The 26166-nt window shown below is 73.4% G+C and carries 19 protein-coding genes; 11 read left to right on the plus strand and 8 right to left on the minus strand.

Annotated features, from left to right (window positions below):
• Position 1 precedes the first annotated feature (1 nt).
• From eccCa to L3i22_RS34660, 3 genes are read right to left on the minus strand one after another with little or no spacing between them, the layout of a single operon-like run.
• Positions 2-4036: a type VII secretion protein EccCa gene (gene eccCa / locus L3i22_RS34650; RefSeq protein ID WP_221321699.1), complete on the minus strand. Its 4035-nt coding sequence runs from the start codon at positions 4034-4036 to the stop codon at positions 2-4.
• A gap of 8 nt (positions 4037-4044) precedes the next feature.
• Positions 4045-4518 carry a hypothetical protein gene (locus L3i22_RS34655; protein ID WP_221321700.1) on the minus strand — a complete coding sequence of 158 codons (474 nt, stop codon included), beginning with the start codon at positions 4516-4518 and terminating at the stop codon, positions 4045-4047.
• Entirely contained in the window at positions 4508-4813 is a 306-nt protein-coding gene (locus L3i22_RS34660) for a WXG100 family type VII secretion target (RefSeq protein WP_221321701.1), read from the minus strand. Before L3i22_RS34660 ends, L3i22_RS34655 begins: the two co-directional genes overlap by 11 nt.
• 111 nt (positions 4814-4924) lie before the next feature.
• Here L3i22_RS34660 and L3i22_RS34665 point away from each other — a divergent pair, with 111 nt between their 5' ends.
• Positions 4925-5554, plus strand: a complete 630-nt coding sequence (locus L3i22_RS34665) for a hypothetical protein (RefSeq protein ID WP_221321702.1) — start codon at positions 4925-4927, stop codon at positions 5552-5554.
• An 11-nt stretch (positions 5555-5565) separates the two neighbouring features.
• Here L3i22_RS34665 and L3i22_RS34670 read toward each other — a convergent pair whose 3' ends face one another.
• Genes L3i22_RS34670 through L3i22_RS34685 form a run of 4 tightly spaced genes read right to left on the minus strand, consistent with a single transcriptional unit; the run spans position 5566 to position 10328 of the window.
• The gene (locus L3i22_RS34670; protein ID WP_221321703.1) at positions 5566-8229 is read right to left on the minus strand and encodes a right-handed parallel beta-helix repeat-containing protein; all 2664 of its coding nucleotides are present in this window, start codon (positions 8227-8229) and stop codon (positions 5566-5568) included.
• Positions 8230-8237: 8 nt separating this feature from the next.
• A complete protein-coding gene (locus L3i22_RS34675) occupies positions 8238-8585 on the minus strand; it encodes a WXG100 family type VII secretion target (RefSeq protein ID WP_221321704.1) in 348 nt (115 codons plus the stop codon).
• 31 nt (positions 8586-8616) lie between these two features.
• Positions 8617-10005 carry an EsaB/YukD family protein gene (locus L3i22_RS34680; RefSeq protein ID WP_221321705.1) on the minus strand — a complete coding sequence of 463 codons (1389 nt, stop codon included), beginning with the start codon at positions 10003-10005 and terminating at the stop codon, positions 8617-8619.
• Between the two features lie 5 nt (positions 10006-10010).
• On the minus strand, positions 10011-10328 hold the full coding sequence (locus L3i22_RS34685) for a WXG100 family type VII secretion target (RefSeq protein ID WP_221321706.1): 318 nt from the start codon (positions 10326-10328) through the stop codon (positions 10011-10013).
• A 223-nt stretch (positions 10329-10551) separates the two neighbouring features.
• Here L3i22_RS34685 and L3i22_RS34690 point away from each other — a divergent pair, with 223 nt between their 5' ends.
• Positions 10552-11379 (plus strand): RICIN domain-containing protein, encoded by an 828-nt coding sequence (locus L3i22_RS34690; RefSeq protein ID WP_221321707.1) that lies wholly within the window; start codon positions 10552-10554, stop codon positions 11377-11379.
• Between the two features lie 10 nt (positions 11380-11389).
• On the opposite strand, the gene L3i22_RS34695 is transcribed toward L3i22_RS34690, so the two are convergent.
• Positions 11390-12178 (minus strand): AfsR/SARP family transcriptional regulator, encoded by a 789-nt coding sequence (locus L3i22_RS34695; protein WP_221321708.1) that lies wholly within the window; start codon positions 12176-12178, stop codon positions 11390-11392.
• 143 nt (positions 12179-12321) lie between these two features.
• On the opposite strand from L3i22_RS34695, the gene L3i22_RS34700 reads away from it, so the two are divergent.
• From L3i22_RS34700 to L3i22_RS34740, 9 genes are all read left to right on the plus strand, one after another.
• Entirely contained in the window at positions 12322-12891 is a 570-nt protein-coding gene (locus L3i22_RS34700) for a GNAT family N-acetyltransferase (protein WP_221321709.1), read from the plus strand.
• 222 nt (positions 12892-13113) lie between these two features.
• On the plus strand, positions 13114-17976 hold the full coding sequence (locus L3i22_RS34705) for an AAA family ATPase (RefSeq protein WP_255657386.1): 4863 nt from the start codon (positions 13114-13116) through the stop codon (positions 17974-17976).
• Complete coding sequence (locus tag L3i22_RS34710) at positions 17973-18530, plus strand: RNA polymerase sigma factor (RefSeq protein WP_255657387.1); 558 nt, start codon at positions 17973-17975, stop codon at positions 18528-18530. Before L3i22_RS34705 ends, L3i22_RS34710 begins: the two co-directional genes overlap by 4 nt.
• Positions 18527-19561 (plus strand): hypothetical protein, encoded by a 1035-nt coding sequence (locus L3i22_RS34715; RefSeq protein ID WP_221321710.1) that lies wholly within the window; start codon positions 18527-18529, stop codon positions 19559-19561. Before L3i22_RS34710 ends, L3i22_RS34715 begins: the two co-directional genes overlap by 4 nt.
• A 244-nt stretch (positions 19562-19805) precedes the next feature.
• The gene (locus L3i22_RS34720; protein ID WP_221321711.1) at positions 19806-20747 is read left to right on the plus strand and encodes an SDR family oxidoreductase; all 942 of its coding nucleotides are present in this window, start codon (positions 19806-19808) and stop codon (positions 20745-20747) included.
• Positions 20748-21412: 665 nt separating this feature from the next.
• Entirely contained in the window at positions 21413-22570 is a 1158-nt protein-coding gene (locus L3i22_RS34725; RefSeq protein WP_255657388.1) for an ROK family transcriptional regulator, read from the plus strand.
• Positions 22567-24090 (plus strand): sugar ABC transporter ATP-binding protein, encoded by a 1524-nt coding sequence (locus tag L3i22_RS34730; RefSeq protein ID WP_221321713.1) that lies wholly within the window; start codon positions 22567-22569, stop codon positions 24088-24090. Before L3i22_RS34725 ends, L3i22_RS34730 begins: the two co-directional genes overlap by 4 nt.
• 31 nt (positions 24091-24121) lie before the next feature.
• Positions 24122-25144, plus strand: a complete 1023-nt coding sequence (locus L3i22_RS34735) for an ABC transporter permease (RefSeq protein WP_221321714.1) — start codon at positions 24122-24124, stop codon at positions 25142-25144.
• Complete coding sequence (locus L3i22_RS34740) at positions 25125-26162, plus strand: substrate-binding domain-containing protein (RefSeq protein WP_221321715.1); 1038 nt, start codon at positions 25125-25127, stop codon at positions 26160-26162. Before L3i22_RS34735 ends, L3i22_RS34740 begins: the two co-directional genes overlap by 20 nt.
• Positions 26163-26166: the final 4 nt, after the last annotated feature.

Here is a 26166-nt window from a genome sequence, read left to right on the forward strand (position 1 = left end):
ACTACTCCTCCTCGTCGGCGGCGCGGGCCGCCTGGATCACCTGGGCGCCGGAACGGCTGACCAGCACGCCCCGGCCGGGGTCGCGGCGGGCCGCGCGCTGGTCGCCGAGCAGCACGCCCTCGCGCGGGTCGCCGGAGAGGATCAGGCCGGTCGCGCCGTACTCCTTGAGCCGGCTGACGATCGGGTCGGACATCATCGACCGGGCCGAGCCGCTGACCCGGCGGGCCAGCACCAGGTGCAGGCCGATGTCGCCGGCCTGGCCGAGCGCCTCGGCGAGCGGGGCCAGCGGGCCACGGCCGCCGGGGCCGGCGACCAGGTCGTAGTCGTCGACCACCACGTACAGCTCGGGGCCGGTCCACCAGCTGCGGGCCCGCAGCTGGGCGGCGGTCACGTCGGCCGGCGGGCGGCGCCGGGCCACGGTGCCGAGCAGCTGGGTGACGTAGGCCGCGACGTGGTCGGGGTTGCCGGCGCGGGCGCCGACGTACTCGTCCGGAACCGCGCCGAGCAGCCCGGCCCGGTAGTCGATCAGGAAGAACCGGGCCTCCCGCGCGGTGCGCCGCCGGGCCAGCCCGGCCATCCAGGCGCGCAGCACCGACGTCTTGCCGGCGCCGGAGTCCCCGAAGACCATCAGGTGCGGATCGACCGGGGTCAGATCAAGACCGACCACATCAAGATCGATTTCCCGTACGCCGATGGGCACGCCCGCCCGCTCCGGTCCGAACCGGGCGTCCAGCTCGGCCGCGGTGACCACCTTCGGCAGCGTCCGCACCGGCGGCGCGGACGCCCCGGGCCACCCGGCGATGATCTCGTCGAGCACCGCCTGCTGCGCCTTGGCCAGGTTCTCGGTGCCGGCGTCCCCGTCCAGCCGGGGCAGCGCGGCCTGGAAGTGGTCGCCCGGCGGGCAGACCCCGCGCCCCGGGATCGCCACGGTCAGCGCCTTGGCCGCGGTCCGGTTCACCTCGGACTCGGCCGGCTCGTTGAGCCGCAGTTCGAGCCGGATGCCGATGTTGTCGCGCAGGCTGGTCCGGATCTCGGTCCACCGGTTCGCGGTCAGCAGCAGGTGCACGCCGACGCCGGCGCCGCGCGCGGAGATCTCGGTGACGATCCGGTCGGCGGTGTCGACGCCGGTCCGCAGCGCCGCCCAGTTGTCCACGACCAGCACCCAGTCGGCGGCGTTGACCCCGGCCGGCAGCTCGCCGGCGTCGCGGCGGCGGCGCAGCTCGGCCACCGAGTCGATGCCGTGCTCGGCGAAGAACTCCTCGCGGGTGGCCAGCAGCTGGTGGGCGACGGCCAGGGTGCGCCGGACCCGTTCCTCGTCGGTGCGCACCGCTACGCCCGCGACGTGCGGGGCGGCGGCGAACGGGGCGAGCGTGCCGCCGCCGAAGTCGATCACGGCGAACTGCAGTTCGTCCGGGGTGTGCGTGAGCATCGCGCTGAGCAGGGCGGTGCGCAGCAGGGTGCTCTTGCCGGACTGCGGGGCGCCGACCAGGCCGGCGTGCCCACCGGCGTCGTCCAGGCGCAGCATCAGCACCCGCTGCTCCTGCACGGCGGGCAGGTCCACCACGCCGACCGGGAAGGTGAGCAGGCCGCCGGCCAGACCACTGGCGTGGTAGCCGCGCTCGTCGTCGGTCTCCAGTACCCCGACCAGCGGGTCCAGGTCGAGGTAGGGCGGCAGCGGCGGCAGCCACACCTGGTGGACCGGGGTGCCGCAGGGCCGGACCCGGTCCACGATCACCTGCAGCGCGGTCCGGCCGCCGACGGTGACCGGCAACGGCGCCGGGGCCTCGTCCGGTTCCTCGGCCGCGTCGGCCGCCCGGCGGGCGTCCTCGGCGGTCCGCAGCCCGAACGGCTCCGGGGCGGCGAAGCTGGTCACCGGCGCGGGCGCGTCCGGGTCCGGGGCCAGGTACGGCGCGGACGCGTGCGCCACCCGGAACCGTTCGTAGACCGTCTCGCCGACCTTGAAGTACGCCGAGCCGGGGATCGGCGGCAGCTTGTACGCGTCGGCCGTGCCGATCACCGCCCGGCTCTCGGCCGCGCTGAACGTGCGCAGGCACAGCCGGTACGACAGGTGCGACTCCAGCCCGCGCAGCCGGCCCTCGTCGATCCGCTGGCTGGCCATCAGCAGATGCATGCCGAGGCTGCGCCCGAGCCGCCCGATCTGGACGAACAGGTGGATGAAGTCGGCGCGCCGGCTGAGCAGCTCGGCGAACTCGTCCACGAAGATCATCAGGTACGGCAGCGGCTCCAGCGCCCGGCCCTGCGGATCGGTGCCGCCGGCCGCCCGGTGCAGCTGGTACTCCCGGACGTTGTCCAGGTTCCCGGCGTCGCGCAGCAGCTGCTGACGGCGCTGCAGCTCGCCGTGCAGGGCGACCCGCATCCGCTCGATCATGGTCTCGTCGTCGGCCAGGTTGGTGATCAGGCCGGCCACGTGCGGCAGGTCGGTCACCCCGGCGAAGGTGGCGCCGCCCTTGAAGTCGACCAGCACCATGCCGAGCTCGTCGGGCGAGTGCGTGATGGCGAGCGAGGCCACGAGCGTACGCAATAATTCGCTTTTTCCTGATCCGGTCGCACCGACCAGCAGGCCGTGCGGGCCGACCCCGCCCTGCGCCGACTCCTTCAGGTCGAGGACCAGATCGGCGCCGTCGCCGGTGATGCCGATCGGCACCCGCAGCAGCTCGGCGGCGTCCGGGCGGCGCCACATCGCCGTCGGGTCCAGGGTGGCCAGGTCGCCCGCGCCGACCAGCTCGGGCAGACCGAACGCGCGGGTCAGCACCTCCTCGCGCTCGGCGGTGAGCAGCAGCGGGGCGAGCGCGCGGGCGATGTGCTCGCTGAGCACCACGTCGGCCGGGTCGGGCACCGCGTCGGTGACCGCGCTGACCACACCGGGCAGCCGGCTCTCCACGGTCAGGCCGCCGGTCGCGCCGAGCCGGATCCGGGCGTCGACCCGGCCGGGCTCCTCCGGTTCCCGGGCGACCAGGCAGATCACGTGCAGGCCGCCGGCCTTGCCGGAGTCGCCGATCAGGTTCTCGATCAGCGGGTGCCGGCCGAACGGCGCGTCCGGCCGGTAGCCGTCCAGCACCACGACCAGGTGCTGGCCGGGGGCCGGCTCGGTGCGGGTGCTCAGCCCGATCCGGGCCACCAGGCCGGCCCGTTTCTCCTCCAGCCGGCGTTCCAGCAGGTCGGCGAGCCCGTCCAGGCCGGTCGCGATCATCGGAGCCGGGTGGCCGGCCGGGGCGCCCGGGTCCTGCGTGTGCGGGAGCCACTTCGCCCAGTCCCAGGAGCCGTCGCCGGCCAGGATCATCACCCGGACGTCCTCCGGGCCGTGCAGCACGGCGAGCTGGGTGAGCAGGTTGGCGGCGACCTCGCGGGCGCGTTCCGGCGCGCCCAGCACGCTGAGCACGCCGATCTTGCCGAGCGCCACCCAGGCGGGCTGGTTGCCGACCGCGGCGTACTCGTCCATCAGCCGGGTGGCGGCCCGCTGCGCGGTCTTGTCGTACTCCGCGGTGGGGTCCTGCCGGGGTGGCAGCTGCATCCGCAGCGCCGCCTCGGCCCGGCCCAGCCCGACCCGCAGCTGCAGGAAGTCCGGGTCGCCGGCGCGGCGCTCCCAGATCCGCCGGCGGTTGCGGGTGATCGCCCAGAGCCGTTCGATCGACGGGTGCCCGAACGCGGCGGCCAGCCGCTGCGCCCGCGCCGAGGCGCGCGCCTGGGCCCGCAGCTCGGTCAGGTACTCCTGGTAGCGCAGACGCTGGCGGGCCGCGGCCCGGCGCGCGGCCCGGCTGGTCTGCTGGCGCACCAGCAGCGTGATGGCGGCCGAGGCGAGCACGAACACCACGCCCAGCGCGATCATCCAGGTCTTGCCGAAGGTGACCAGGTAGGCGCCCATGCTGACGCTGCTGAGCAGCGGCAGCAGCAGGTAGAGCCACTGCTGGGCGCCGGACTCGGCGGCCTTCTGCGGCGGCGGCGCCAGGGTGACCCGTTCCTCGGGCACGGCCGGCGCGAAGGTACGGGCCGGACGGTGGAATTTCGTGTTCGCCATGTCTCGCCCTAGCTACGGATGACCGGGTCGTTGGGGTCGGTGCCACCGGTGGCCGGGGCCGGGGTGGGGGTGGCGGTGCCGTTGAGTCCGTTGAACATGTCGGTGAAGTTCTTCAGCAGCTCGGTCTCGGCCTCGTTGAAGCCGGCCAGCACCGCCTTCACCCCGGCGGCGAGCACGTTGAGCACGCCGTCCTCGGCGTCGAAGTCCTTGTCGTCGTTCGCCGCCTTGGTCCCGAACAGCGCGACCGCGATCGCGTTCCACCGGTCGATGAAGTCGGTGGCCTCGCGCTGGGACGCGCCGGCCCAGGACAGCTTGAGGCCGGACAGCCCGCCGTTGATCGACGAGATGCTGTCCGCGACCGCCTTGGCCTGGGTCTGCAGCGCGGTGACGGCGGTGTCCAACTCGGCGCCGTGCACCTCGATCCGGGTGGCGACGTCGTAGTCGTGCTCGCCGCCGGCCGAACCGAAATAGTCATGAGACATCGTTCAGCGCCGCCTGTTCCATGTCGTGATAGGTGTTGTAGGCGGCGTCCAGCCGGGTGATCATGTCGCCCAGCACGGTCGACAATTCGTCCTGGCATTTCTGGAACCACGTGCTGAGCTCGGCGAAGGTGAGCGCGGACGGACTCTTCCAGGCCGCCTCGACACTGGTGAACTGTCGCTTGATCTCGGCCATCGCCGCGTTGATCGCCCCGGCATCGCCCTTGACCTGGCCGATCACCCCGGCCATCTCGGCCAGATCGACCCGGAACTCCTCGAAAGAAATCTCATCAGCCATCGCCGAACACCATTCTCTCAAGCGGCGTGGAAACGATTCTCAGGCTTGCCAGGAAACTTATTTTCATGGCACGATGCCTTTGCTGGACACGTATTCTGGAGGTAATCGATAATGGTCGACCCGATCGAGTCCCACTATTTCCCCCGCCCGTCCGACGACGGTGGCGACTCCGGGGGCAGCGACAGCAGCGACCCGACCTACGGCGCCGGCGACGTGCCGAACCTGGCGATGGGCTGGGACTCCTCGGACGACCTGCCGTCGTACAACCTGAACCCGGCCGGCGCCGCGACCCCGCCCGCCGCCGGCACCCCCACCGGCACCCCGCTCAACGAGCAGGCCCTGGTGGTCAACCCGCTGACCATGCGCAACACCGAGCGCAGCATGCTGGCCGCCACCGACCGCGGCGTCGAGGCGTACATCGCGCTCAAGGCCAAGGTCGAGGCGGCGATCTCCGGCGGCGCGATCTACGGGCAGATCGACACCGACGAGAAGTGGGTGGACACCACCACCGTCGGCGCGCCGCCCGGCCAGGGCTACTGGATGGACGTGGACAGCCCGCTGCAGGGCGGCGCCAAGGAGTTCGCCGCGAAGATGGACAACTACCAGCGCGGCGCGCTGATCGGCATGGCGGCCGTGCTGGACGTGGCCGGGGCGTACATCGCCGGGCTCAACGTGGCCGGCACCACGTACTCCTACATCGACCGGCAGGCGAAGTTCCCCGAGCCGCCGGCCGCGCCCTGACCGGCGGGCCGTCACGCGACGTTCCACGGCAGGTCCTCGGCGCGCAGCGTGCTCAGGTCGTCGTTGGTCGGGTCGGCCCGGGTGGCGACCCGGCCGGCCTGCAGCTCGGTCATCCGCTGGAACAGCTGCCGGGCGCTGCGGCCGTTGCCGAAGTGCTCGGTGCGCTCCACCCCGTCGAAGTAGTCCAGCAGCGCCGCGTCGGTGTCCGGGTCGAGCCGGTACTGGTGCTGCGCGGCCTGCGCGGCGACGATCGCCACCAGCTCGGCCGAGGTGTAGTCCTCGAACGTGAGCACCCGGGTGAACCGGGACGACAGGCCCGGGTTGGAGGCGATCAGCCGGCCCATGTCCTCCGGGTAGCCGGCCGCGATCACCACCACCTCGTCGCGGTGCTCCTCCATCAGCTTGACCAGCGTGGCGATCGCCTCGTGGCCGAAGTCGCCCGGCTGCCCGGCCGGCACCAGCGAGTACGCCTCGTCGATGAACAGCACCCCGCCCAGCGCCCGGCGGAAGATCGCCTGGGTACGCGGGCCGGTGTGCCCGACGTACTCGCCGACCAGCGCGGCCCGGTCCGCCTCGACCAGGTGCCCGCGCTGGAGCAGGCCGAGCGCGGCCAGGATCCGGCCGTACAGCTTGGCGACGGTGGTCTTGCCGGTGCCCGGGTTGCCGGCGAAGACCAGGTGCCGGCTGACCGGCGGCGCGGCCAGGCCCGCCGCCAGCCGGCGCCGCACCATCAGGGACAGGTCGATCATCGCCTTGACGTCGCGCTTGACGCCGTCCAGTCCGATCAGCCCGTTGAGCTCGCCGAGCAGCACCGGCAGGTCGAGCTCGGCGGAGATCGGCGTGCCGGTGGCGGTGCCGGACGACGCCGCGGGGCCGGCCGGCCTGGTCTCCCGGACCCCGTCGGCCGGCATGGTGCTGGTCGCCACGTCCGCGACCCGGCAACCGCTGAAGACCGGGGCGGCGCCGGCCGCCAGCGACAGGTCCTCGGCGGTGTCGTGCACGAAACAGCCGGTGATCTCCGGGGTGGCGTCCGCGCCGATGTGCAGCGCCGGGAAGCCGGTCGCCGACAGCTCGCAGTCGACCAGCCGTCCCCCGGCGCTTTCGTGCAGGTAGATGCCGTTCTTGCCGGTCCGGGCGACGGTCATCCGCTCGAGCAGCGGGGTCGCCCCGGACCAGATCACCACGCCGCCGCCGGTCGTCTCGACGACCCGCAGGCCGTCGATCCACGCCTCGCTGCCGGCGTCCAGGAACACGCCGCTGCCGCCGGACCCGGTCACCTCGCCGCCGTGGACCAGCACGCCGGTGTCCGCGCCCACCTCCAGGCCGGCGCCACCGGTCGGGCCGATCAGCAGGCCGGCCAGCAGCGGCCGGTGCCGGGTCAGGAGCCGTACCCCGATCCGGGTTCCGGAGATCACGCAGTCGCGCAGCGTCCCGTCACCGCCGGCGATCTCCACGCCGAACTCCCGGGCGCCGGCCACCGTGCTGTCCCGCGCGTCGAGCACCGCCGCGTCCGCGACCCGGACGCCGGACTCGGCGCTGTCCCGGATCCGGGTGCCGGTCAGCTCCCCGCGGGCCCGCCCGCCCAGGTGCACCGCGGTGAACCCGGTCCCGGTCAGCTCGCAGTCGTGCAGCGCGACCACGCTGTCGTCGATGGCGTGCACCCCGTTGCCGCCGGTCCGGGCGACGGTGCTGGCCGTCGCGGTGACCCGGGCGGCGCCGAGCGCCGCGATCGCGCTGTCCCCGGTGTCGACCAGCCGGCAGTCGTCCAGGACCACCTCGGCCGTGCCGGTGGCCAGCAGCGCCGTGCCGCCCAGCACCCGCAGCTGGGAGCCGGTCACCCGGACGGCCGCGCCGTCGACCCGGATCCCGCCGGTCGCGATCTCGAACAGGTCGCAGTCCTCCAGGCGGGTCCACCGCTCGTCCGCGCCGACCGTGTCACCGGCGCCCGGATCGGGCCGGGCCGGCGCGTCGATCGCCACCCCGAACCCGCTGTCGGACAGCCGGCAGCCGCGCAGCGTGGAACCGGCCGAGCCGCGCAGCGCCACGGCCGCCTCGCCGCAGCCGGCCACGTCCAGGTTGACCAGCAGGCCGGCCGCCGCGCCGGTGAGCAGCAGGCCGCACCCGGTGACCGTCCGGATCCGGGTCTCCCGGACGGTGGCCCGCGCGGCGTCCGCGAGAACCAGCCCGTGCCCGGCGATCCGCTCGACCACGCAGTCGGTGACGGTGACCGTGGCCGTACCGGTGGCGTGCAGCGCGGCCCGGCCGCTGTCGCGCAGCGTGCCGGCCCGCAGGGTCAGCGCCGCGTCGTGGGTGGCCTCGACCCGGCCGGTGCCGACCACGCACTCGTCCAGGGTGAGCCGGCCGGAGCGGGCCAGCACCGCGGGCTGCTCCGGGTGCGGGCCGGTCACGGTCAGCCCGCGCAGCACCACGGTGCCGCCGGTGACCAGCACCGCCGGGCCGGTGACCGCGCGCAGCTCGACGGTGCCGGCGCCCTTCTCGGCGAGCAGGGTGACGTCCCGGTCGAGCACCAGCGACTCCGGGTAGGTCCCGGGCCGGATCGAGACGACCGCGCCCGGACCGGCGGCACGCAGCGCCGAGCCGATCGTCCGGTGGGTGCCCCACCCCTTCCCGCCGACCCGGAGTGTCCCGGAGCCGGTGATCGCCGAGCCGTTCACGCGACCACCTAGTCGAACAGCGCCGGAGGCGGACCGAGCTCGACGGCCTGCAGGTCGTTGAGGTTCGCGATCTCGGTGTCGCGGTAGTTCAGGTACGTGCCGTGCAGCCCGCTGGAGATGCCGGCCAGCGCGTCCTGCAGCGTCCGGGCGAACGTGTCGTAGTCGTGCATCAGCTGCTGGAACTGGTTCGACGCGACGCCCTGCCAGACGTCCTCCAGGCTGACCACGTACGTCCGGATGTCCGCGATCAGCTCGGCCATCTCCTGCGCGGTGGTCTGGGTGTCGGTCGCGGCGCCGCTGACCACGTCGGGGGTGACGTGGTAGGTCACACCGCCGACGACGACGGGATCGCTCATGGTCGTGGCCTCTCGTGCTGGGGGAAACTGGTCACATCCGGCCGCCGGCCGCGAAGAGCAGGGCGAAAACCCCGAAAACCCCAAGAGCCAGCGGTACGCACAGCGTGGTGAGCAGGCCGGCCACCGTCCCGGTCCAGCCGGCCGGCTCGTTGGCCAGCTCGTCGGCGTCGGCCCCCTCGGCCGCCGCCCGGAACGCGCCGGCCAGCCCCGATCCGGCCACGCTCAGCCCGGTCACCACGGCCAGCAGCGGACCGCCGGCCGCAGCGGCGGATCCGGCCAGACCGAGCCGGCCGGCCAGGTCGTCGCCGCCCAGCAGCGCCGTGGCGACCAGTGCGGCGCCCCCGGCCAGCAGCATGCCCAGCCGCGCCGGCACCACGATCAGCCGACCGGCCCGCAGCAGCAGGATCAGGCCGAGCGCGGTGGCCATCGCGATCGCGTACGGGTCCCCGGAGAGCGCGAGCAGCACGACACAGCCGACCAGCACCGCGCCGCAGCCGAGCACGATCCCGGCGAGCACCAGCCGGCCCCGGCCGACCAGCGCCTCGATCTCGTCGGTGCCGGTCCGGCCGGCCGGCGGCTCGGCCGAGGCGACCAGGTGGCCGGCCAGGCTCGGGGCGAGTTCCAGCAGGCCCAGGGCGAGCAGCGCGACCGCCGCGGCCGCGTCGTTGCGGCCGGCGTGCGTCAGCACCAGCATCACCGTGGCGCTGAGCGCGAGCAGACCGCCCGCCACCAGCACCGTGGTGATCAGCCGGGGCAGCGCCAGCCGCGCGGTCAGCGCGCCGAGGACCGCGCCGCAGCCCAGCCCGATCAGCGCGGTGCCCGGGTTGGTCCGGGTGGCCGGCAGGAAGGTCGGCGCGAGGGCCAGCAGCGGCACCGCGGCCAGGGCCAGGGCGGTGACCGCGAAGCCGGGCAGCGGCCAGGCCCGCCGGTCGGCCCGGCGCGCGAGCACTGCCGAGGCGACCCCGGCGGCCAGCGCGACCAGCAGGAACAGCGGCGCCGGGGCGCGGCCGGCGGAGAGCGCGGCCAGCCCGGCGACCAGCGCGCCGAGGCCGCTGGTCAGCATCACGCCGGCGCCGAGCCGGGCGTCCCAGCCCCGGCGGGACCGGCTGGCCGTGTCGACCAGCTCGACGATGTCGGTGATCGACGGCTCGTCGAGCTCACCGGCGGCGTGGTCGCGCAGGTAGAGCACGGCGCCGTCGGCCACGCCGGCCTCGGCGAGCGAGGCGGACGGCGGGTACGGCCGGATCCCGGCCGGGGCGAGCGACCACACCGGGGGCAGCGCCCCGTCGTCCTCCTCGGTGCCGCACAGGTCGAGCAGCCGGGCGCTGTACTCGGCGATCGCCGCGCGGGCGGGCACCGTCAGGTCGACCCGCCGGCGGGCGCCGACGACGGTGACCCGGAGTCGTTCGTCGGTGGCCACGGTGCTCAGTGCCGCCAGTTGCTGATGTTGGTGGACTCGGCCTCGAAGTAGTTGGTCCAGGCCACGTTCATCTTCTGGGAGATGATCCCGAGCACGCCGTCCGGCCCGAACAGGCCGACCGCGCTGAGCTGCCACTCGTCCTTGAGGTCCTGGAAGTACTCGGCGGCGACGCTCTGCCGCCAGTCCTCCTCCAGCGGCGCCAGCCGCGTGGCGAGCGCCTGCAGCTTCTCCGACGCCACCTCGGCCTGGCTGTTCAGGAACGAGCCCGCGGCCTCGAGTCCCTCCCCGACATAGATCGGGTGACCGTCCACCTCAGCTGCCATGTCCGCGCTCCACCTTCCGTGCCGGGCCCGGCGTTTCGGGACAGGGGTCCCCCGGTCGGGGGAGAGCCTGCCACGGGGGTCTTGACAAACCGTTGCCGATTTCTTGTCGATCTCTTGCCGGATCCTTGGCGGCCCGTTTCGCCGCTGGAGGACCCGGCCCGGCACCCGGTAGCGTCCACCGCGATCGATGGCGGCCACCCGCGGGGAAGAAGAGACACCAGTCGTGAGTGACCAGCAGAACCCCACCCGTCTGACCGGCTTCGCGGCCAGTTTCGCCGGCGCCTCGCGGCGCTCCGGCGGTGGCGGCGAGAAGCCCGGCATCGTGCGACGCCTGCTGGTGATCGGCGCGGTGACCGGGGTCGTGGCCGCGGCCGTGGCCGGCGCCGGCTTCATCGTCAGCCGCGGCACCAGCGACGCCGCCCAGCAGCCGGTCGGCGCGATGCCCTCGGCGAGCGGCGGCCCGGCGAGCCCGGCCACCGTCCCGGGCGCGACCACCCGGCCGGTCGGCACGATCCCGCCGGCCGGCGGTGGCGGCGCTCCGGTGCCGCTCGGCAACCCGGTGTTCCCGGCCGCGCCCGCCGCGGCCGGCACCGTTCCGGCCACCAAGGCCACCACCAAGGCCACCACGAAGGCGACCGGCACCGCGACCGCGAAGGCCGCGGCCACCACGGCGAGCGGCTATTCGATCATCAGCTATTCGTCCGGCCGCTGTGTCGACGTGACCGACGGCGGCGGCGACGGCACCCCGCTGCAGATCTGGACGTGCAGCGGGGCGGCCCGGCAGAAGTGGACCTTCACCGGCGGGACGATCCGGTCGCTCGGGCTGTGCATGGACGCGGCGAACGCCAGCGCCTCCGACGGCACCGCGGTCCAGGTCGCCAAGTGCAACGGCGGCTGGGCCCAGAAGTGGACCGTCAACTCCTCCTACGACCTGGTCAACACGGCCACCGGCAGGTGCGCCGACCTGCGCGACAACGGCACCGGCAACGGCACCCGGCTGCAGCTGTGGGAGTGCTCGGGCACGTCCAACCAGAAGTTCCACAAGGGCTGAGCCCGGGCGGTCACCGGCCGGCCGGCACCGCGTCCTCCAGCTCCGGGTCCTGGCGCAGCACCGCCAGGTGCAGGCGGCGCAGCGCCGGGCCGGGCTCGGCGCCCAGATCCTCGTTGAGCCGGGCCCGCAGCCGGCCGTACTGGTGCAGCGCCTCGGCCGGGCGCCCGGCCCGGTAGAGCGCCCGCATCAGCAGCTCCCAGGCGGACTCGCGCAGCGGATGGGTGAGGGTCAGGTCGCGGGCGGCCACCGTCGACGCCCGGATGTCCCCGGCCGCGAGCAGGATCGCCACGTGCAGCTCGGCCGCCTCGGCGCGGGTCTCCTCCAGCCGGGCCGCCGCGGCGCGGGCGAACGGGTACGCGGCGACCTCGGCGTACGCCCGGCCGCGCCACAACTCCAGGGCCGGCTCGATCCGGCCGCGGGCGGCGGCCGCGTGTCCGTCGGCGAACAGCTCGCGGGCCCGGTCGACGGCCCCCTGGAAGCGCGCGGTGGTGAGCATCGCGGGCTCGGCGAGCAGCGCGTACCCGGCGCCGTCCCGGACGATCATCGGCGTGTCGGCGACCAGCAGCGACCGCAGCCGGCTGATGTGCGCGTGCAGTGACGACGTCGCGCCGGCCGGCGGCTCGCCGCCCCACAGCTCGTCGAGCAACGCGTCCCGGCCGACCGGGGCACGACCGGCGACCAGCAGCCGGAGCAGCAGCAACCGCCGTTGCGGCGGCCCGAGCACGACCGGTGTTCCCGAGCGGCGAACCTCCAGGGGACCGAGCGCGTCGAAGGTCAGGGCAGGCGCGACGTGGGGCACGCCGGAATTGAAGAGAGCTTTGATGGAGAAAACATAGACGACCAGGTGGAGCGCTCCCACGACCCTGACCATTACCAATACGTGAAATCTCGGACGCCGGTTTCCTCAGTGGACGACCCGGTCCGTAATGCGATCATGGGCCGGTGGAGATCACTACCTGGTACCTGGAACAGACCGCGCCCGACCGGCTCAACCGCGGGAGCGACCCCGCCGTGCCGGTCGAGATCGTCCGCGCCGAGCTGCCCTCCCCCGAGCTGAACCGCTTCCTGTACGCCGCGGTCGGCGGCGACTGGTCCTGGACCGACCGGCTGGCCTGGACCTGGCCGCAGTGGCAGGAGTACCTGGACCGGCCCGGCGTGGAGACCTGGGTGGCGTACGTGCGGGGCACCCCGGCCGGGTACATCGAGCTGGACGGCACCCGGCCCGGCGAGGTCGAGGTGGCCTATTTCGGGCTGCTGCCGCGCTTCACCGGGCAGCGGATCGGCGGGCACCTGCTCGGCGCCGGGCTGGAGCGGGCCTGGTCGCTGGCCGACCGCTGGCCCGGGCTGCCCGCGGTCACCCGGGTCTGGATGCACACCTGCAGCCTGGACGGGCCGGCGGCGCTGGCGAACTACCAGGCGCGCGGAATGACCATCTACCGCACCGAGACGGAGACCGTCGAGCTGCCGGCCGAGACACCGGGCCCGTGGCCGGGCGCGCTCCGCCCACGCTGAGCAGCACCGGACCGGGCCCCGCGCCGTGGCCGAGACACCGGGCCCTTGGCCGCGAGCGCTCCGCCCGCGCTGAGCAGCACGGGACCGGGCACCGCGCCGTGGCCGAGGCGCCGGACCCTTGGCCGCGAGCGCTCCGCCCGCGCTCAGCAGCACGGGACCGGGCACCGCCCGTACCTCCGAATGAAGTCCCTAAAAATCGGTATAAAAGTAGCATCATTCGATGTGGGTGAGGAGCTGCTGTACCAGAGTGACCGTACGCAGGTCACCCGGCGCACCCCACCCGGCGCCCCGGCCGTAGTCGGCAAACGCGCCACCGGCCCCGGCGCCGTCCGCCGCACCGAACACGAGCGCGCCGTCCTGGAACGGCTCGCCGGAATCCCCGGCGTCCCCCGGCTGGCCCCGGTCCAGCAGCGGCAGACCATCGTCCTGTTCGACGACCGCGGCACCCCGCCGCTGCCCGGCCCGATGCCGGTGCCGGACCTGGTCCGCGTCGCGCACGCGCTGGCCGGCACGCTCGCCTCGGTGCACCGGGCCGGCGTGCTGCACCGCGACATCACCCCGGCCAACATCCTGCTCCGGCCGGACGCTCCCCCGCTGCTGATCGACTACGACCTGGCGATCACCGGCCCGCCCGAGCCCGACGAGGGCCCGGTCGGCACGCTCGGCTACCTCTCGCCGGAGCAGACCGGCCGGACCGGGCTGGCCACCGACCGGCGCGCCGACCTCTACGGCCTCGGCGCCACCCTGTACGCGCTGGCCACCGGCGGGCCGCCGTTCCCGGCGACCGACCAGCTGGAGCTGGTCCGCGACACGCTGGTGCACACGCCGGCCGTCCCGGAGCTGCCGGACCGCCTGGCCGGCATCGTGATGCGGCTGCTGGAGAAGGACCCGGACCACCGCTACCAGAGCGCCGAGGGACTCGCCCACGACCTGGCGCGCTTCCGGGACGACCCGGACGGCGCCTGGGCGCCGGGCGAACGCGACTTCCCGGCCGTCCTGTCGCCGCCGCCCGTGCTGGTCGGCCGGGACCGGGAGATCCGCGCGCTGGCCGGGTCGCTCACCGAGGCGATGACCGCCGGCGCACCGGCCGTGCTGGTCAGCGGCCCGCCCGGAATCGGCAAGTCGGCCCTGGTCCACACGCTGCGACCGGCGATCACCGCGCGCGGCGGCTGGTTCGTGTCCGGCAAGTACGAGCAGTTCCGCACCGGCACCGACAGCGGCGGCATCGCCCGGATGGTCCGCGCGCTGGGGCGCCTGCTGCTCGCCGAGCCGGAGTCGGACCTGACCGAGGACCGCAAGCGGGTGCTGGCCGCGCTCGGGCCGAACATCGCGGTGCTGGCCGGGGTCATCCCGGAGATGGCGGCGTTCCTGAACGTCTCCACGCCACCCTTCCCGGGTGACCCGCTGACCGCTCCGGATCGGCTCAGCGCGACCGTGGCCGCGCTGCTGCGGGCGGTCGCCGAACGCCGCCGGCTGGTGGTGCTGATCGACGACCTGCAGTGGGCGACCGCGTCGTCGCTGCGGATCCTGGACGGGGTGCTGGCCGAGGGGCCGATCCCCGGGCTGCTGGTGGTGGCCGCGTACCGCGACGAGCAGGTCGACGCCGAGCATCCGCTCGCCCCGCTGGCGGCGCGCTGGCAGCGGGACGGCCTGGTCGGGCGGCCGCTGCGCCTGGGCGGGCTGAGCCGGGCCGGGCTGGCCGCGCTGACCGCGACGGTGCTGCGCCTGCCGCACGTGCTGGCGGCCGAGCTCGCGGACCTGATCGGGGCGGCGGGCGCCGGGAATCCCTACGCGACCGTGGAGCTGATCAACGCGCTGCGCGCGGAGGGCCTGCTGACGCCGGCCTCCGCCGGCTGGGTCTGGAACCCCTCGGACGTACGGGCGTTCGTCGCCCGGCATCGCCTGCCCCAGCTGCTCGCCGTCCGGCTGGCCCAGCAGGCGCCGCCGACCCGTTACCTGCTCACCGCCCTGACCTGTCTGGGCGCCGACGTCCGCCCCGAGCTGCTGGCGCTGGCCACCGGAACGCTGCCGGCCACCCTCCCGGCCCGGCTCTCCCCGGCCGTCGCGGACGGGCTGATCAGCCTGGACACGGTGGTCCGGTTCCGGCACGACCTGGTGCTGCAGGCGGCGCGGGAGCTGCTGCCGGCCGACGAGATCGAGCAGCTGCAGCTGACCATGGCCCGCCGGCTGGCCGGGCACGACGAGTTCACCCGGGAGGCCGCCGAGCAGTACCTGGCGGTGACCGCGCTGATCGAGAACGACGCGGAGCGGCGCTCGGCGGCGGCGCTGCTGCACCGGGCCGGGCGGCACACCACCCGGCTGACCAACTACCTGGTCGCCGAGGAGTTGTTCGCGGCCGCCGACCGGATCTTGGCGCCGCTGCCGACCGCCGCGGACCGGGCGAGCCGGCACGCGCTCGCGGTGGACCGGCACGCGGCGCTGTACTACCTGGGCCGGCATGCCGAGGCGGACCGGATCTACCGGGAGCTGTCGGTCCGGGCGCACGACGCGGTGGAGCTGGCCGGGGCCACCGCCGTACAGATCAATTCTTTGACGCAGCGCGGAGAGTGCCGCGCGGCAATCGCTCTCGGCCTGGACACCCTGCGTCGGTTCGGCCTGGAGCCGCCCGCCGACCTGGACGCGGACAACCTGCGGGCCGTGGGTGCGTTGCGGGACTGGGTGGCGGCGAACGGACCGGCCTACCCGGAGACCGAGACGAGCGATCCGCGGGTCCAGGCGATCGCCACGATCCTGCACCGGATGCTCCCGCCGGCGTTCCTGATCGACCCGGCCCGGCACGCCTGGGTGGTCTGCCAGGCGCACGAACTGTGGCTGCGCAACGGGGTGTGCGCGCCGCTGACCGGCACCCTGGGCGCGGCGATCTGCGTGACCGTCGGGCTGCTCGACGACTACCGCACCGGCTACCTGCTGACCCGGCACGCGGTGGCGACCGGGCGGCGGCACGGCTACCAGGCGGAGACCGCGATCGCCGCCTATATGCACCTGCTGCTGGCCGCGCACTGGTTCACGCCGCTCGAGGAGATCATCGAGCCGGCCCGGCAGGCCCGCGACGACCTGCTGGCGGCCGGGGACGTGCAGGTGGCCGGGCTGCACTGGGCGCGGATGCTGTCGCTGCTGCTGGAGACCGAGGACTCGCTGGAGACGTGCGCCGACGAGACCGAGGCGGTGCTGGCGTACGCGGGCCGGACCGGGAACCGCTACGCCCGGCTGATCGCGCTCGCGCACCGGCAGCTGATCCGGCTGCTGCGCGGGCGCAGCGGGGCGCCCGGGTCGTTCGCCGCCGACGACTTCGACGAGGAGACCTACCTCGAGGAGGTGGCCGGTTACCCGCCGGCGCTCGCCACCTACCACCAGCAGCGGGCCCTGGCCGCGCTGCTCGGCGACGACCCGGCGATGCTGGCGGCGCACTCGGCGGCGGCGATGAAGCACAGCGGGGCGATCCGCGGCTTCTACGCCTCGGCGCTGACCCGGGTGACCCGCTGCCTGAGCCTGGCCGGGTCCCGGTCCGCCGAGCTGACCGACGCCCGGAATTGGCTGGTCCGCCGGGCCGCCGACGCGCCGCACAACCTGCGGCCGCTGTTGCTGCTGGTGGACGCGGAGATCGCCCGCGGCCGCGGGGACGCGGTGACCGCGATCCGCTGCTTCGACGACGGGCTGCACGCGGTCGACGGCCGGCCCTGGCACCACGCGCTGCTCGCCGAGCGGGCCGCCCGTTTCCACCTGGCGCAGGGCCTCACCCACACCGGGCACCAGCTGCTCACCGAGGCGCGCGACACCTACCGCGCGTGGGGCGCCGACGGGCCGGTCGCCCGGCTGGAGACCGAGCACCCGTTCCTGCGCAACACCGCGAGCAGCGCGCCGGGCAGCGGCGCCGACCGGATCGACCTGATGGCGATCCTGCGGGCATCCCGGGCGCTCAGCTCGCAGACCTCGGTGTCCGGGCTGACCGCGCAGGTCGGCGACGTGCTGAGCGCGATGACCGGGGCCACCGACGTGGGGCTGTCGCTGCGCTCGGACGCGGGCGAGGACGATCAGCCATGGTCCGCCGTCCGGTACGTGCGCCGCACCCGGCAGCCGCTGCTGGTGGCCGACGCGACCCGGGACGACCGGTTCGCCGGGGATCCGTACCTGGCCGGGCTGGACGTGTGCAGCCTGCTGGTCCTGCCGATCGCCTGCAACAGCACCGAGGACGCCGTCCTGGTCCTGGCCAACCGCCGGCAGCGCGGCGTCTTCTCGACCGGCCGCCTGGAGACCGTCGAGCTGATCGCCGGGCAGCTCGCGGTCTCGCTGGACAACGCGCTGCTCTACGACTCGCTGGAGAGCGAGGTGCGGGCGCGCACCGCCGAGCTCGCCGACCGCAACCGCGATCTGGAGGCGGCCAACCAGCTCAAGGCCGACCTGATCGGCATGCTCGGACATGAGATCAACAACCCCCTGGGTACGATCCTGGGCTACCTCGACCTGGTGCTGGACGGTGACCCGCTCCCGCCGGACGCCGCCGGGATGGTCACCCGGGTGCAGATCACCACGCGTCGCCTGGTCACCATCGTCGACGAGGTGCTCGCGCTGGTCAGCATCGACGCCGGCCGGCTCACCGCGGCGCCGCGCCCGGTCCGGGTCGCCGACCACATCGAGGCCGCGCTCGGCGCCACCGGCACCACCGCCGCGGACGTCTCCTGCCCGCGCGACCTGACCGCCTCCGCCCAGCCCGGTCACCTCGACCAGATCCTGACCAACCTGATCAGCAACGCCGCGAAGTACGGCGGCGGCGTCAGCACGATCGTCGCCCGCGCCGACGGCGACGACGGGCCGGTCACCGTCGAGGTGTCCGACCGCGGCCCGGGCGTCCCGCCGGAGTTCCGCAACCGCCTGTTCGACCGGTTCGCCCGGGCCGACACCACCGCGAACAAGGTCGCCGGGACCGGCCTGGGCCTCTACATCGTCCGCGAGCTGGCCCGCGCGAACGGCGGCGACGTCCGTTACCGCCCGGCCCCGGTCCGCGGCTCGGCGTTCATCGTCACGCTTCCGGCTGTCACGATGGGGGCGCACCCGGACATGAGGTGACTGTGCCCCAAGACGACGAGTTCCGGCAGATGTACGCGGCCAACTTCCCGCCGCTGCTCGGTTACGCCCTGCGCCGGGTCGAGCAGCCGGCGGACGCGGCCGATGTCGTCGCCGAGACGTTCCTGATCGCCTGGCGGCGCCGGCACGAGGTACCGGGCGGCCCGGAGACCCGGCTCTGGCTCTACGGCGTGGCACGGCGTGTCCTGGCGAACCACCACCGCGGCGACGAACGGCGCGAACGGCTCGGCGACCGGCTGCGCAAACGGCTCGCGGCCGTGGTCCCGGACCCGGGCGCCGAGATCCCCGAGCGGCTCGCCGTCCGCGAGGCGCTGGCCCGGCTCGGCGAACTGGACCGCGAGGTGCTCACGCTGACCGTGTGGGAGGGCCTGGAGCCGCGCGAGGTCGCCGAGGTGCTCGGGGTGAACCCGGCCGCCGTCCGCACCCGGTTGTCCCGGGCCCGCGCCCGGCTCCGCGAACTCGTCGGTGACGATCTGCGCCGACCCGGACATGTCTCCAGCGTCCTGACCGTACCGACCCCGGAGGAGGGCCGATGACCGACGACCGCCTGGACCGCGTGCTCCGCGCCGCCGATCCCTATCGTCCAGCCGACCTTCATGGGGCTGACCAGGAGCTCCTGGAGGAGATCATGTCGTTTGAGAGACCGCCGCGCCGGTTCCTCGTCCCGATGGCCACCGCCGCCGCGGTGCTCGCCGTCGTCGCCGGCACGGCCGTGTTCGTGCACGGGCGTTCGACCACCGATTACGCCGCTCCGCTGCCGCACATCTCGATCTCCGCGCCGAACGCGGCCGACTCGGTCGCGTTCGCGCTCAAGGCCGCCGAGGAGAACCCGCGCCTGCTGATCGGCGAGCCGGGCTGGAAGATCACCAGCGTCTACGGTTTCGCCGACGAGAACGGCGACATCTTCTTCGCCAACGGCGATCGCTCGATGAACATCACCTGGTACCCCGCCAAGGAGTACGACGGCTACTACCAGGACCGGCTGGGCGTCAGCAAGCCGCAGCCGGCGGCGATCGGGGACTGGCAGGGGGACGTCTTCACCTACAGCGCCTCGGACTTCGCGCTGATGCTCAAGCCCCGCGACGGCATGTTCGCCGAGCTGCGCACCGGTGGGAAGAACTGGACGCGGGCCACCTTCGACGCGCTGCTGACCAAGGTCGAGCGGGTCGACGCCAAGACGTTCCTGGCCGCGATGCCGCCCGAGGTGGTCACCCCGGACAAGGCCGCCGAGGCCGCCAACAAGATCCTCGCCGATGTCCCGCTGCCGCCGGACTTCGACGCCGACACGCTGCTGACCTTCGGCACGAACGACCCGTACCAGTTCGGCGCCGAGGTCACCTCGAAGATCGGCTGCGCCTGGATCGCCGAATACCAGCGGGCCGACAAGGCCGGGGACAAGGCCGCCCGGACCAAGGCCCAGCAGGCATTGCGCAGCAGCCACAACTGGAAGGTCCTCAAGTCCATGGTCGACGAGGGCGACTGGGCCGAGGCCTTCTGGGAGGTGGCCGACAAGGTCGCCGGGGGCAAGATCCCCCAGGGCTACCGCGAGAGTCTCGACTGCAGGTGATTCAGAAACCCCATGCGACGGTACGGGCGGTGCCAACGCACGTACCGTCGCCGGGTTTCGGTCTTGTCGTTGTTTCGCCACTTCCTCACCTCCGGCTCGCTGTGTGACGCCGCCATCCTGACCCGCGGCTCGCCGCGCTGCCAGGGAGCGTCGCTCCTGGGATAAACGCTCTCTTCATGCGGCCGGCGAAAGCTGTGACAGTCGATGCGTCACCTTTCCGCCGACGCATCGAGGGGTCATCATCATGGCGCGCACCAGGGCAGACATCACCGTCGCCGACCAGTCCGGCAAGCTCGCCGTCGTCACCGGGGCCAGTGACGGCCTCGGTCTCCTCTTAGCCCAGCGGCTGGCCGCGGCCGGTGCCGAGGTGGTCATGCCGGTGCGGAACGCGGTCAAGGGCCGGGCCGCCGCCGACCGGATCCGCTCCCTTGTCCCCGGCGCGCGGCTCACCGTCCAGTCGCTCGACCTGGCCTCGCTGCGGTCGGTGGAGACGTTCGCCGGGCAGCTGCTCGCCGACGGGCGGCCGATCGACATCCTGATCAGCAACGCCGGGGTGATGAACCCGCCGTCGCGCCAGGAGTCGGCGGACGGTTTCGAGCTGCAGTTCGCGGTCAACCACCTGGGTCACTTCGCGCTGATCACCCGGCTGCTGCCGCTGCTGCGGGCCGGGCGGGCCCGGGTCACCACGCAGACGTCGTTCGGCGCCAACTCGTTCGGGGTGAACTGGGACGACCTCCAGTCCGCCCGGAGATACCGTGCGAACCGCGCCTACAGCAGCTCGAAAATCGCCGGCGCGCTGGTCGCGATGGAGCTCGACCGGCGCAGCCGCGCCGAGGGCTGGGGCATCATCAGCAACGTCGCGCACCCCGGCATCGCGGCCACCAATCTGCTCGCCGCCCACCCGGAGATGGGCCGGTCTGGCGACACCCCGCAGGTGCGGGTCATCCGTTTCCTGTCCCGCTTCGGCGTTCTCGCGCAGACCGTTGAGGAGGGTGTGCTGCCCGCGCTGTTCGCGGCGACCAGTCCGCTCGCCGCCGGGGGCGCCCTCTACGGCCCGTCCGGGCCGTTCCATCTGACCGGCGCCCCCGCCGAGCAGAAGCCCTATCGGAACATCGCCGACCCGGCCGCGGCCACCCGCATCTGGGCGCTGTCCGAGCGATTGACGGGCATCCACGTCACCGCCTGAGCCCCACCACGCCCGGGGCAGCCCGTCGGCCGAGAGCACGCCGCGCGGCAATCCCGGCAACCGGCTGCGGCCTCGCCGGCAGGCCCCCCGCTGTCCTGCCCGGGCTGTCCTGCCCGGCCTTGCTACCCCGGGGTTGGCGGGCCCCGGCTGACGCCGAACGGCTGCATTCGCCCGCGAGACAACCCCAGCGCCAGCCGTGAGCGGGCCGCGCGGTCGCAGCCGGGGCGCGCCGCGGCGGCTGCGCGGCGACCGCGCGAGGGCTGCGCGGGGACCGCGCGGGGACTGCGCGAGGGCTGCGCGAGGGCTGCGCGAGGGCTGCGCGAGGGCTGCGCGAGGGCTGCGCGAGGGCTGCGCGAGGGCTGCGCGGGGGCTGCGCGAGGGCTGCGCGGGGGCTGCGCGAGGGCTGCGCGGGGGCTGCGCGGCGTCGGGCGGGGGCTGCGCGGGACTTGTGTGGGGGTGGGAGCTGATGGCCGTACCGAGGGATGAAGTGACGCCGGGTGGGGCGGAGCCGGCGGCGCGCAGGAGGGCTGTCCACGGGAGACCTTGCGCCGAACTTTTGCACGGAGCGACAAAAGTTAGGTCCAAAGAGAACGAAGCTATGGACCACGCCGACGGAAGGGTCCTAACGTGACGGCGAACACAGCACGGATAGTGAGGTGCGTTTCGTGTTATCGATTCTTCGTGCGCTCCGGGACGACGGCGCGGTCTCCCGGGCCGAGCTCGGTGATCGGCTCGGGCTGACCCGCCCGAGACTGACCAGCGAGATAGAGCGCCTGATCAAGGCCGGTTTCGTCACCGAGGCCGGGATGGCCGCGTCCCGTGGTGGACGCCGGTCGACGCTGGTCGAGATCCACCCGCGGCTGCGGTTCGCGGCGGTGGATCTCGGTGCCGGCTCGATCGACGTCGAGGTCGTCAACGGGCGGCTGGAGACGCTGGCGGCCTATCGGGAGCCGGCGGACATCCGCAAAGGACCGAAACCGATCCTGCACCGCGTCGGCGAGCTGCTCGCCAAGGCCCGCGCCGAGGGCGTCTACGACCGGCTGGACGGCATCGGGATCGGTGTGCCGGGCCCGGTGAGTTTCCGCGACGGCGTGCCGGTGTCGCCGCCGATAATGCCGGGCTGGGACCGCTATCCGGTCCGCGAGCTGCTCGCCCGCGAGCACGGCTGCCCGGTCGTGGTCGACAACGACGTGAACATCATGGCGGTCGGCGAACGGCACGGCGGGGTGGCGCGTTCGGTCGACGACTTCCTGTTCGTGAAGATCGGCACCGGCATCGGCTGCGGCATCCACCTCAGCGGCGGCGTCTACCGGGGTGTCGACGGGTGCGCCGGCGACATCGGGCACATCCAGGTCGACGCGAACGGCCCGACCTGCTCGTGCGGCAACTCCGGTTGCCTGGAGGCGGTCTTCAGCGGCGCCGCGCTGGCCCGCGACGCCCTGGCCGCGGCCCGCTCGGGCGCCTCCCCCGCGCTGGCCGAGCGCCTGGCCAAGAGCACCAAGCTCAACGCCAAGGATGTCGCGGACGGCGCGGCCGAGGGCGACGTGGTCTGCATCAAACTCATCCGCGAGGGCGGGCGCCGGGTCGGTGGCGTGCTGGCCGCCCTGGTGAGCTTCGCCAACCCGTCGATGATCGTCATCGGGGGCGGGCTGGCGCAGCTCGGCCACGTGCTGCTGGCCGAGATCCGCAGCGTGGTCTACCGGCGTTCGCTGCCGCTGGCCACCGGCAATCTGCCGGTCGTGCTCTCCGAGCTGAGCGGCCGCGCGGGGGTCACCGGCGCGGCCGTGCTGGCCAGCGACGCGGCGTTCGAGCAGGTGCCATGAGCGACGACCCAGGTCGGTCGATCCTGCGACTGACAGATGTGGTGAAGACCTTCCCCGGGGTGCGCGCGCTCGACGGCGTACACCTGGAGGTCTTTGAAGGTGAAGTGCACTGCCTCCTGGGGCAGAACGGCGCCGGCAAATCCACCCTGATCAAGGTGCTGGCCGGGGTCCACCACGCCGACTCCGGCGAGATCCTCTGGCAGGACGAGCCGTTCGCCCCGGCCAGCCCGCAGGCCGCGATGCGCGCCGGGATCGCCACCATCTACCAGGAGCTGGACCTGGTCGACGACCTGTCGGTGGCGGAGAACGTCTTCCTCGGGCACGAGCAGAGCCGGTTCGGTTTCACCAGGCGCCGCAACGCCGCCGCCGACACCCGCGCGATCCTGACCAAACTCGGTCACCCGGAGATCCCGCCCCGGCGCCTGATCAAGGACCTCCCGGCCGCCGGCAAGCAGATCGTCAGCATGGCCCGCGCCCTGTCGCACGACGCGAAGCTGATCGTGATGGACGAGCCCAGCGCCGTCCTGGCCCACGACGAGGTCGAGAACCTGTTCCGGATCATCCGCGACCTGACCGCGAACGGCATCGCCGTCGTCTACATCTCCCACCGGCTGGCCGAGATCCGCGACATCGGCGACCGCGTCACGGTCCTCAAGGACGGCCGCACCACCGCCGCCGGCCTGCCGGCCAGCACTCCCACCCGGGAGCTGGTCGGAAAGATGACCGGAAGATCCTTCGAGTACGCGTTCCCGCCGCGCGTCGCCCGCGAGGTCGCCGAGCCGCTGCTCACCGTGCGGGGCCTGAGTCGTGCCGGCGAGTTCGCCGAGGTCAGCCTCGCCGTCCACCCGGGCGAGATCGTCGGCATCGCCGGCCTGGTCGGTTCGGGCCGTTCCGAGCTGCTGGAGACGATCTTCGGGGCGCGCCGGGCGGACAGCGGCGCCGTCACCCTCAACGGTCACCGGATCACCAGCGTCGGCGGCGCCGTCCGGCACGGCATGGGCATGGCGCCCGAGGAGCGCAAGAGCCAGGCCCTGCTGCTCGACGAGCCGGTCTTCAAGAACATGACGCTGTCGTCGTTCGCCGGGTTCGCCCGGGCCGGTTTCACCGCCGCCCGCGACGAGCGCGCCGCCGCCCGGCGCACCGCGGAGACCCTGGACCTGCGCCCGCGCGACGTCGAGCGCCCGGTCCGCACCCTGTCCGGCGGCAACCAGCAGAAGGTGGTGGTCGGCCGCTGGCTGCTCGCCGGCCGGACCCGGCTGCTGCTGCTCGACGAACCCACCCGCGGCGTCGACGTCGGTGCCCGCGCCGAGCTCTACCAGGTCGTCCACGACCTGGCCGCGGACGGCGTGGGCGTGCTGCTGGTCTCCAGCGAGGTGCCCGAGGTGCTCGGATTGTCCGACCGGGTGCTGGTGATGCGCGAGGGCCGGCTGATCCACGAGGCGCCGGCCGGCGAGTTGGACGAGGACACCGTGCTCGACCTCGTGATGGCGGGGTCGCTGATGGAAGGTGAGGCGGCGTGATGGCGGGGTCGCTGATGGAAGGTGAGGCGGCATGATCGCCGAGACGGCGCTTCCGAAGCCACCACAGCGGTGGGACGAGGGGCTGGTCCGCAACCTGGGCCTGGTCGGGGTGCTGATCATCCTGGTGCTCATCGGGATCATCACCAAGCCCGAGCTCTACTCCGACCCGGCCTGGGTCCGGAACAACTTTCTGATCATCCTGCAGCAGGCGTCCGGGATCGGCGTGGTCACGGTCGGCATGACCTTCGTGATCATCGGGGGTGGGATCGACCTGTCGGTCGGGGCGATCATCGCGCTCGCCGGGGTCTGGGCGACGACGGTCGCCACGCAGAGCTACGGCGCGGGCGGGATGGTCTTCACCGCACTCGTGGTCGGGCTCGCGGTCGGGCTGGTCAATGGCGTGCTCATCGCGTACGGAAAATTGGTCTCGTTCATCGCGACCCTCGCGATGCTGGTCGCGGCGCGCGGCCTGGCCGCGCAGATCTCCGGCAAGCAGACGCAGGTCTCCACGAACGACACGATCAACAGCATCGCCACCACCAAGCTGCTCGGCATCCCGCTGCTGGTGTGGATCCTGGGGCTGGTCGTCGCGGCCGGCTGGGTGCTGCTGAACCGGACCACGTTCGGCCGGCGCACGGTCGCGGTCGGCGGCAACCCGGAGGCGGCCCGGCTCGCCGGGATCAACGTCAAACGGCACACCGTGCTGCTGTTCATGCTCTCCGGGCTGTGCTGCGGCATCGCCGCGATCATGCTCACCTCGCAGGCGACCAGCGCCCAGGCCGCGATGGCCAACCTCTACGAGCTCGACGCGATCGCCGCGGCGATCATCGGCGGCACGCTGCTCTCCGGCGGCCGCGGCACCATCATCGGCGCCCTCTTCGGGGTGCTGGTGTTCTCCACCATCACCAACCTGTTCGCCATCAACAACCTCGCCACCGAGGTTCAGAACATGGTCAAGGGCGGCATCATCGTGGCCGCCGTGCTCCTTCAGCAGTTCCGTTTCCGCTCCCTCACCAACCTCCTCAGGAGGAGAGATGTCTCCGATAAACCGTAGGCGGATCCTTCTCGGCGGCGCGGCAGCCGGCGCCGGCCTGGCGCTCACCGCCTGCACCAGCAACGACTCCGGCGCACCCGCGCAGGTGAATGTCGGCGACCGCAACGGGAACGCCGCACCCGGTCAGAAAGTGGTCATCGGGTTCTCCGCCCCGGCCGCCGACCACGGCTGGATCGCCGCCATCACCGACAACGCCAAGGCGCAGGCCCAGGCGTACTCCGACGTGGAGCTGCGCCCGGTCGAGGCCGGCGCGGACGCGGCGGCGCAGCGGGCCGCCCTGTCCACCCTGATCGCCCAGAAACCGAACGTGATCGTCATGCTCCCGCACGACGGCAAGGAGTTGAACGCCACCGGGCTGGAGGCGATGAAGGCCGGCATCGCGGTGGTCAACCTGGACCGGGCGTTCCCGTCCGCGGCCGCGTACCGGTTGCAGATCAAGGGCGACAACTACGGCATGGGCCTGGCCGCCGGGCAGTACGTCGGCCAGCAGCTCAAGGCCAAGGGCGTGAGCAGCCCGATCATCGGCGAGATCCCCGGCATCGACTCCCTGGAGCTCACCCAGGAGCGCACCAAGGGCTTCAACGACGCGCTCGCCGCGTTCGGCTTCAAGGTCGCCAACCGGCGCCCGGCCGAGTTCACCGCGGACTCCGGCCAGGCCGCGGCGACCGCGCTGCTGCAGGCGCTGCCGAAGATGGACGCGCTCTGGAACCACGACGACGACCAGGGCATCGGGGTGCTCGCCGCGATCAAGCAGGCGAACCGCAACGAGTTCTTCATGGTCGGCGGCGCCGGCTCGAAGTCGGCGATCGACGCGATCGCCAAGGACGACTCGGTGCTCAAGGCGACGGTCACCTACAGCCCGTCGATGGCGTCGTCGGCGATCAGCCTGGCCCGGCTGATCGGCCAGGGCAAGGGCATGTCCGACCTGGTCGAGCTCCAGGTGCCGAAAGAGATCACGCTCGCGTCCGAAACGATCACCAAGGAAAACGCTTCGAAGTACGCGAAGCTCGGCTTCTAGGGGA

Origin of the sequence: Actinoplanes sp. L3-i22, assembly GCF_019704555.1 — a bacterium.
Classification (GTDB): Bacteria; Actinomycetota; Actinomycetes; order Mycobacteriales; family Micromonosporaceae; genus Actinoplanes.

Coding starts and splice junctions, on each gene's coding strand:
- eccCa (WP_221321699.1), bottom strand. CDS start 4,036: ATGGCGAACACGAAATTCCACCGTCCGGCCCGTACCTTCGCGCCGGCC.
- L3i22_RS34655 (WP_221321700.1), bottom strand. CDS start 4,518: ATGTCTCATGACTATTTCGGTTCGGCCGGCGGCGAGCACGACTACGAC.
- L3i22_RS34660 (WP_221321701.1), bottom strand. CDS start 4,813: ATGGCTGATGAGATTTCTTTCGAGGAGTTCCGGGTCGATCTGGCCGAG.
- L3i22_RS34665 (WP_221321702.1), top strand. CDS start 4,925: ATGGTCGACCCGATCGAGTCCCACTATTTCCCCCGCCCGTCCGACGAC.
- L3i22_RS34675 (WP_221321704.1), bottom strand. CDS start 8,585: ATGAGCGATCCCGTCGTCGTCGGCGGTGTGACCTACCACGTCACCCCC.
- L3i22_RS34685 (WP_221321706.1), bottom strand. CDS start 10,328: ATGGCAGCTGAGGTGGACGGTCACCCGATCTATGTCGGGGAGGGACTC.
- L3i22_RS34715 (WP_221321710.1), top strand. CDS start 18,527: ATGACCGACGACCGCCTGGACCGCGTGCTCCGCGCCGCCGATCCCTAT.
- L3i22_RS34720 (WP_221321711.1), top strand. CDS start 19,806: ATGGCGCGCACCAGGGCAGACATCACCGTCGCCGACCAGTCCGGCAAG.
- L3i22_RS34730 (WP_221321713.1), top strand. CDS start 22,567: ATGAGCGACGACCCAGGTCGGTCGATCCTGCGACTGACAGATGTGGTG.
- L3i22_RS34735 (WP_221321714.1), top strand. CDS start 24,122: ATGATCGCCGAGACGGCGCTTCCGAAGCCACCACAGCGGTGGGACGAG.
- L3i22_RS34740 (WP_221321715.1), top strand. CDS start 25,125: ATGTCTCCGATAAACCGTAGGCGGATCCTTCTCGGCGGCGCGGCAGCC.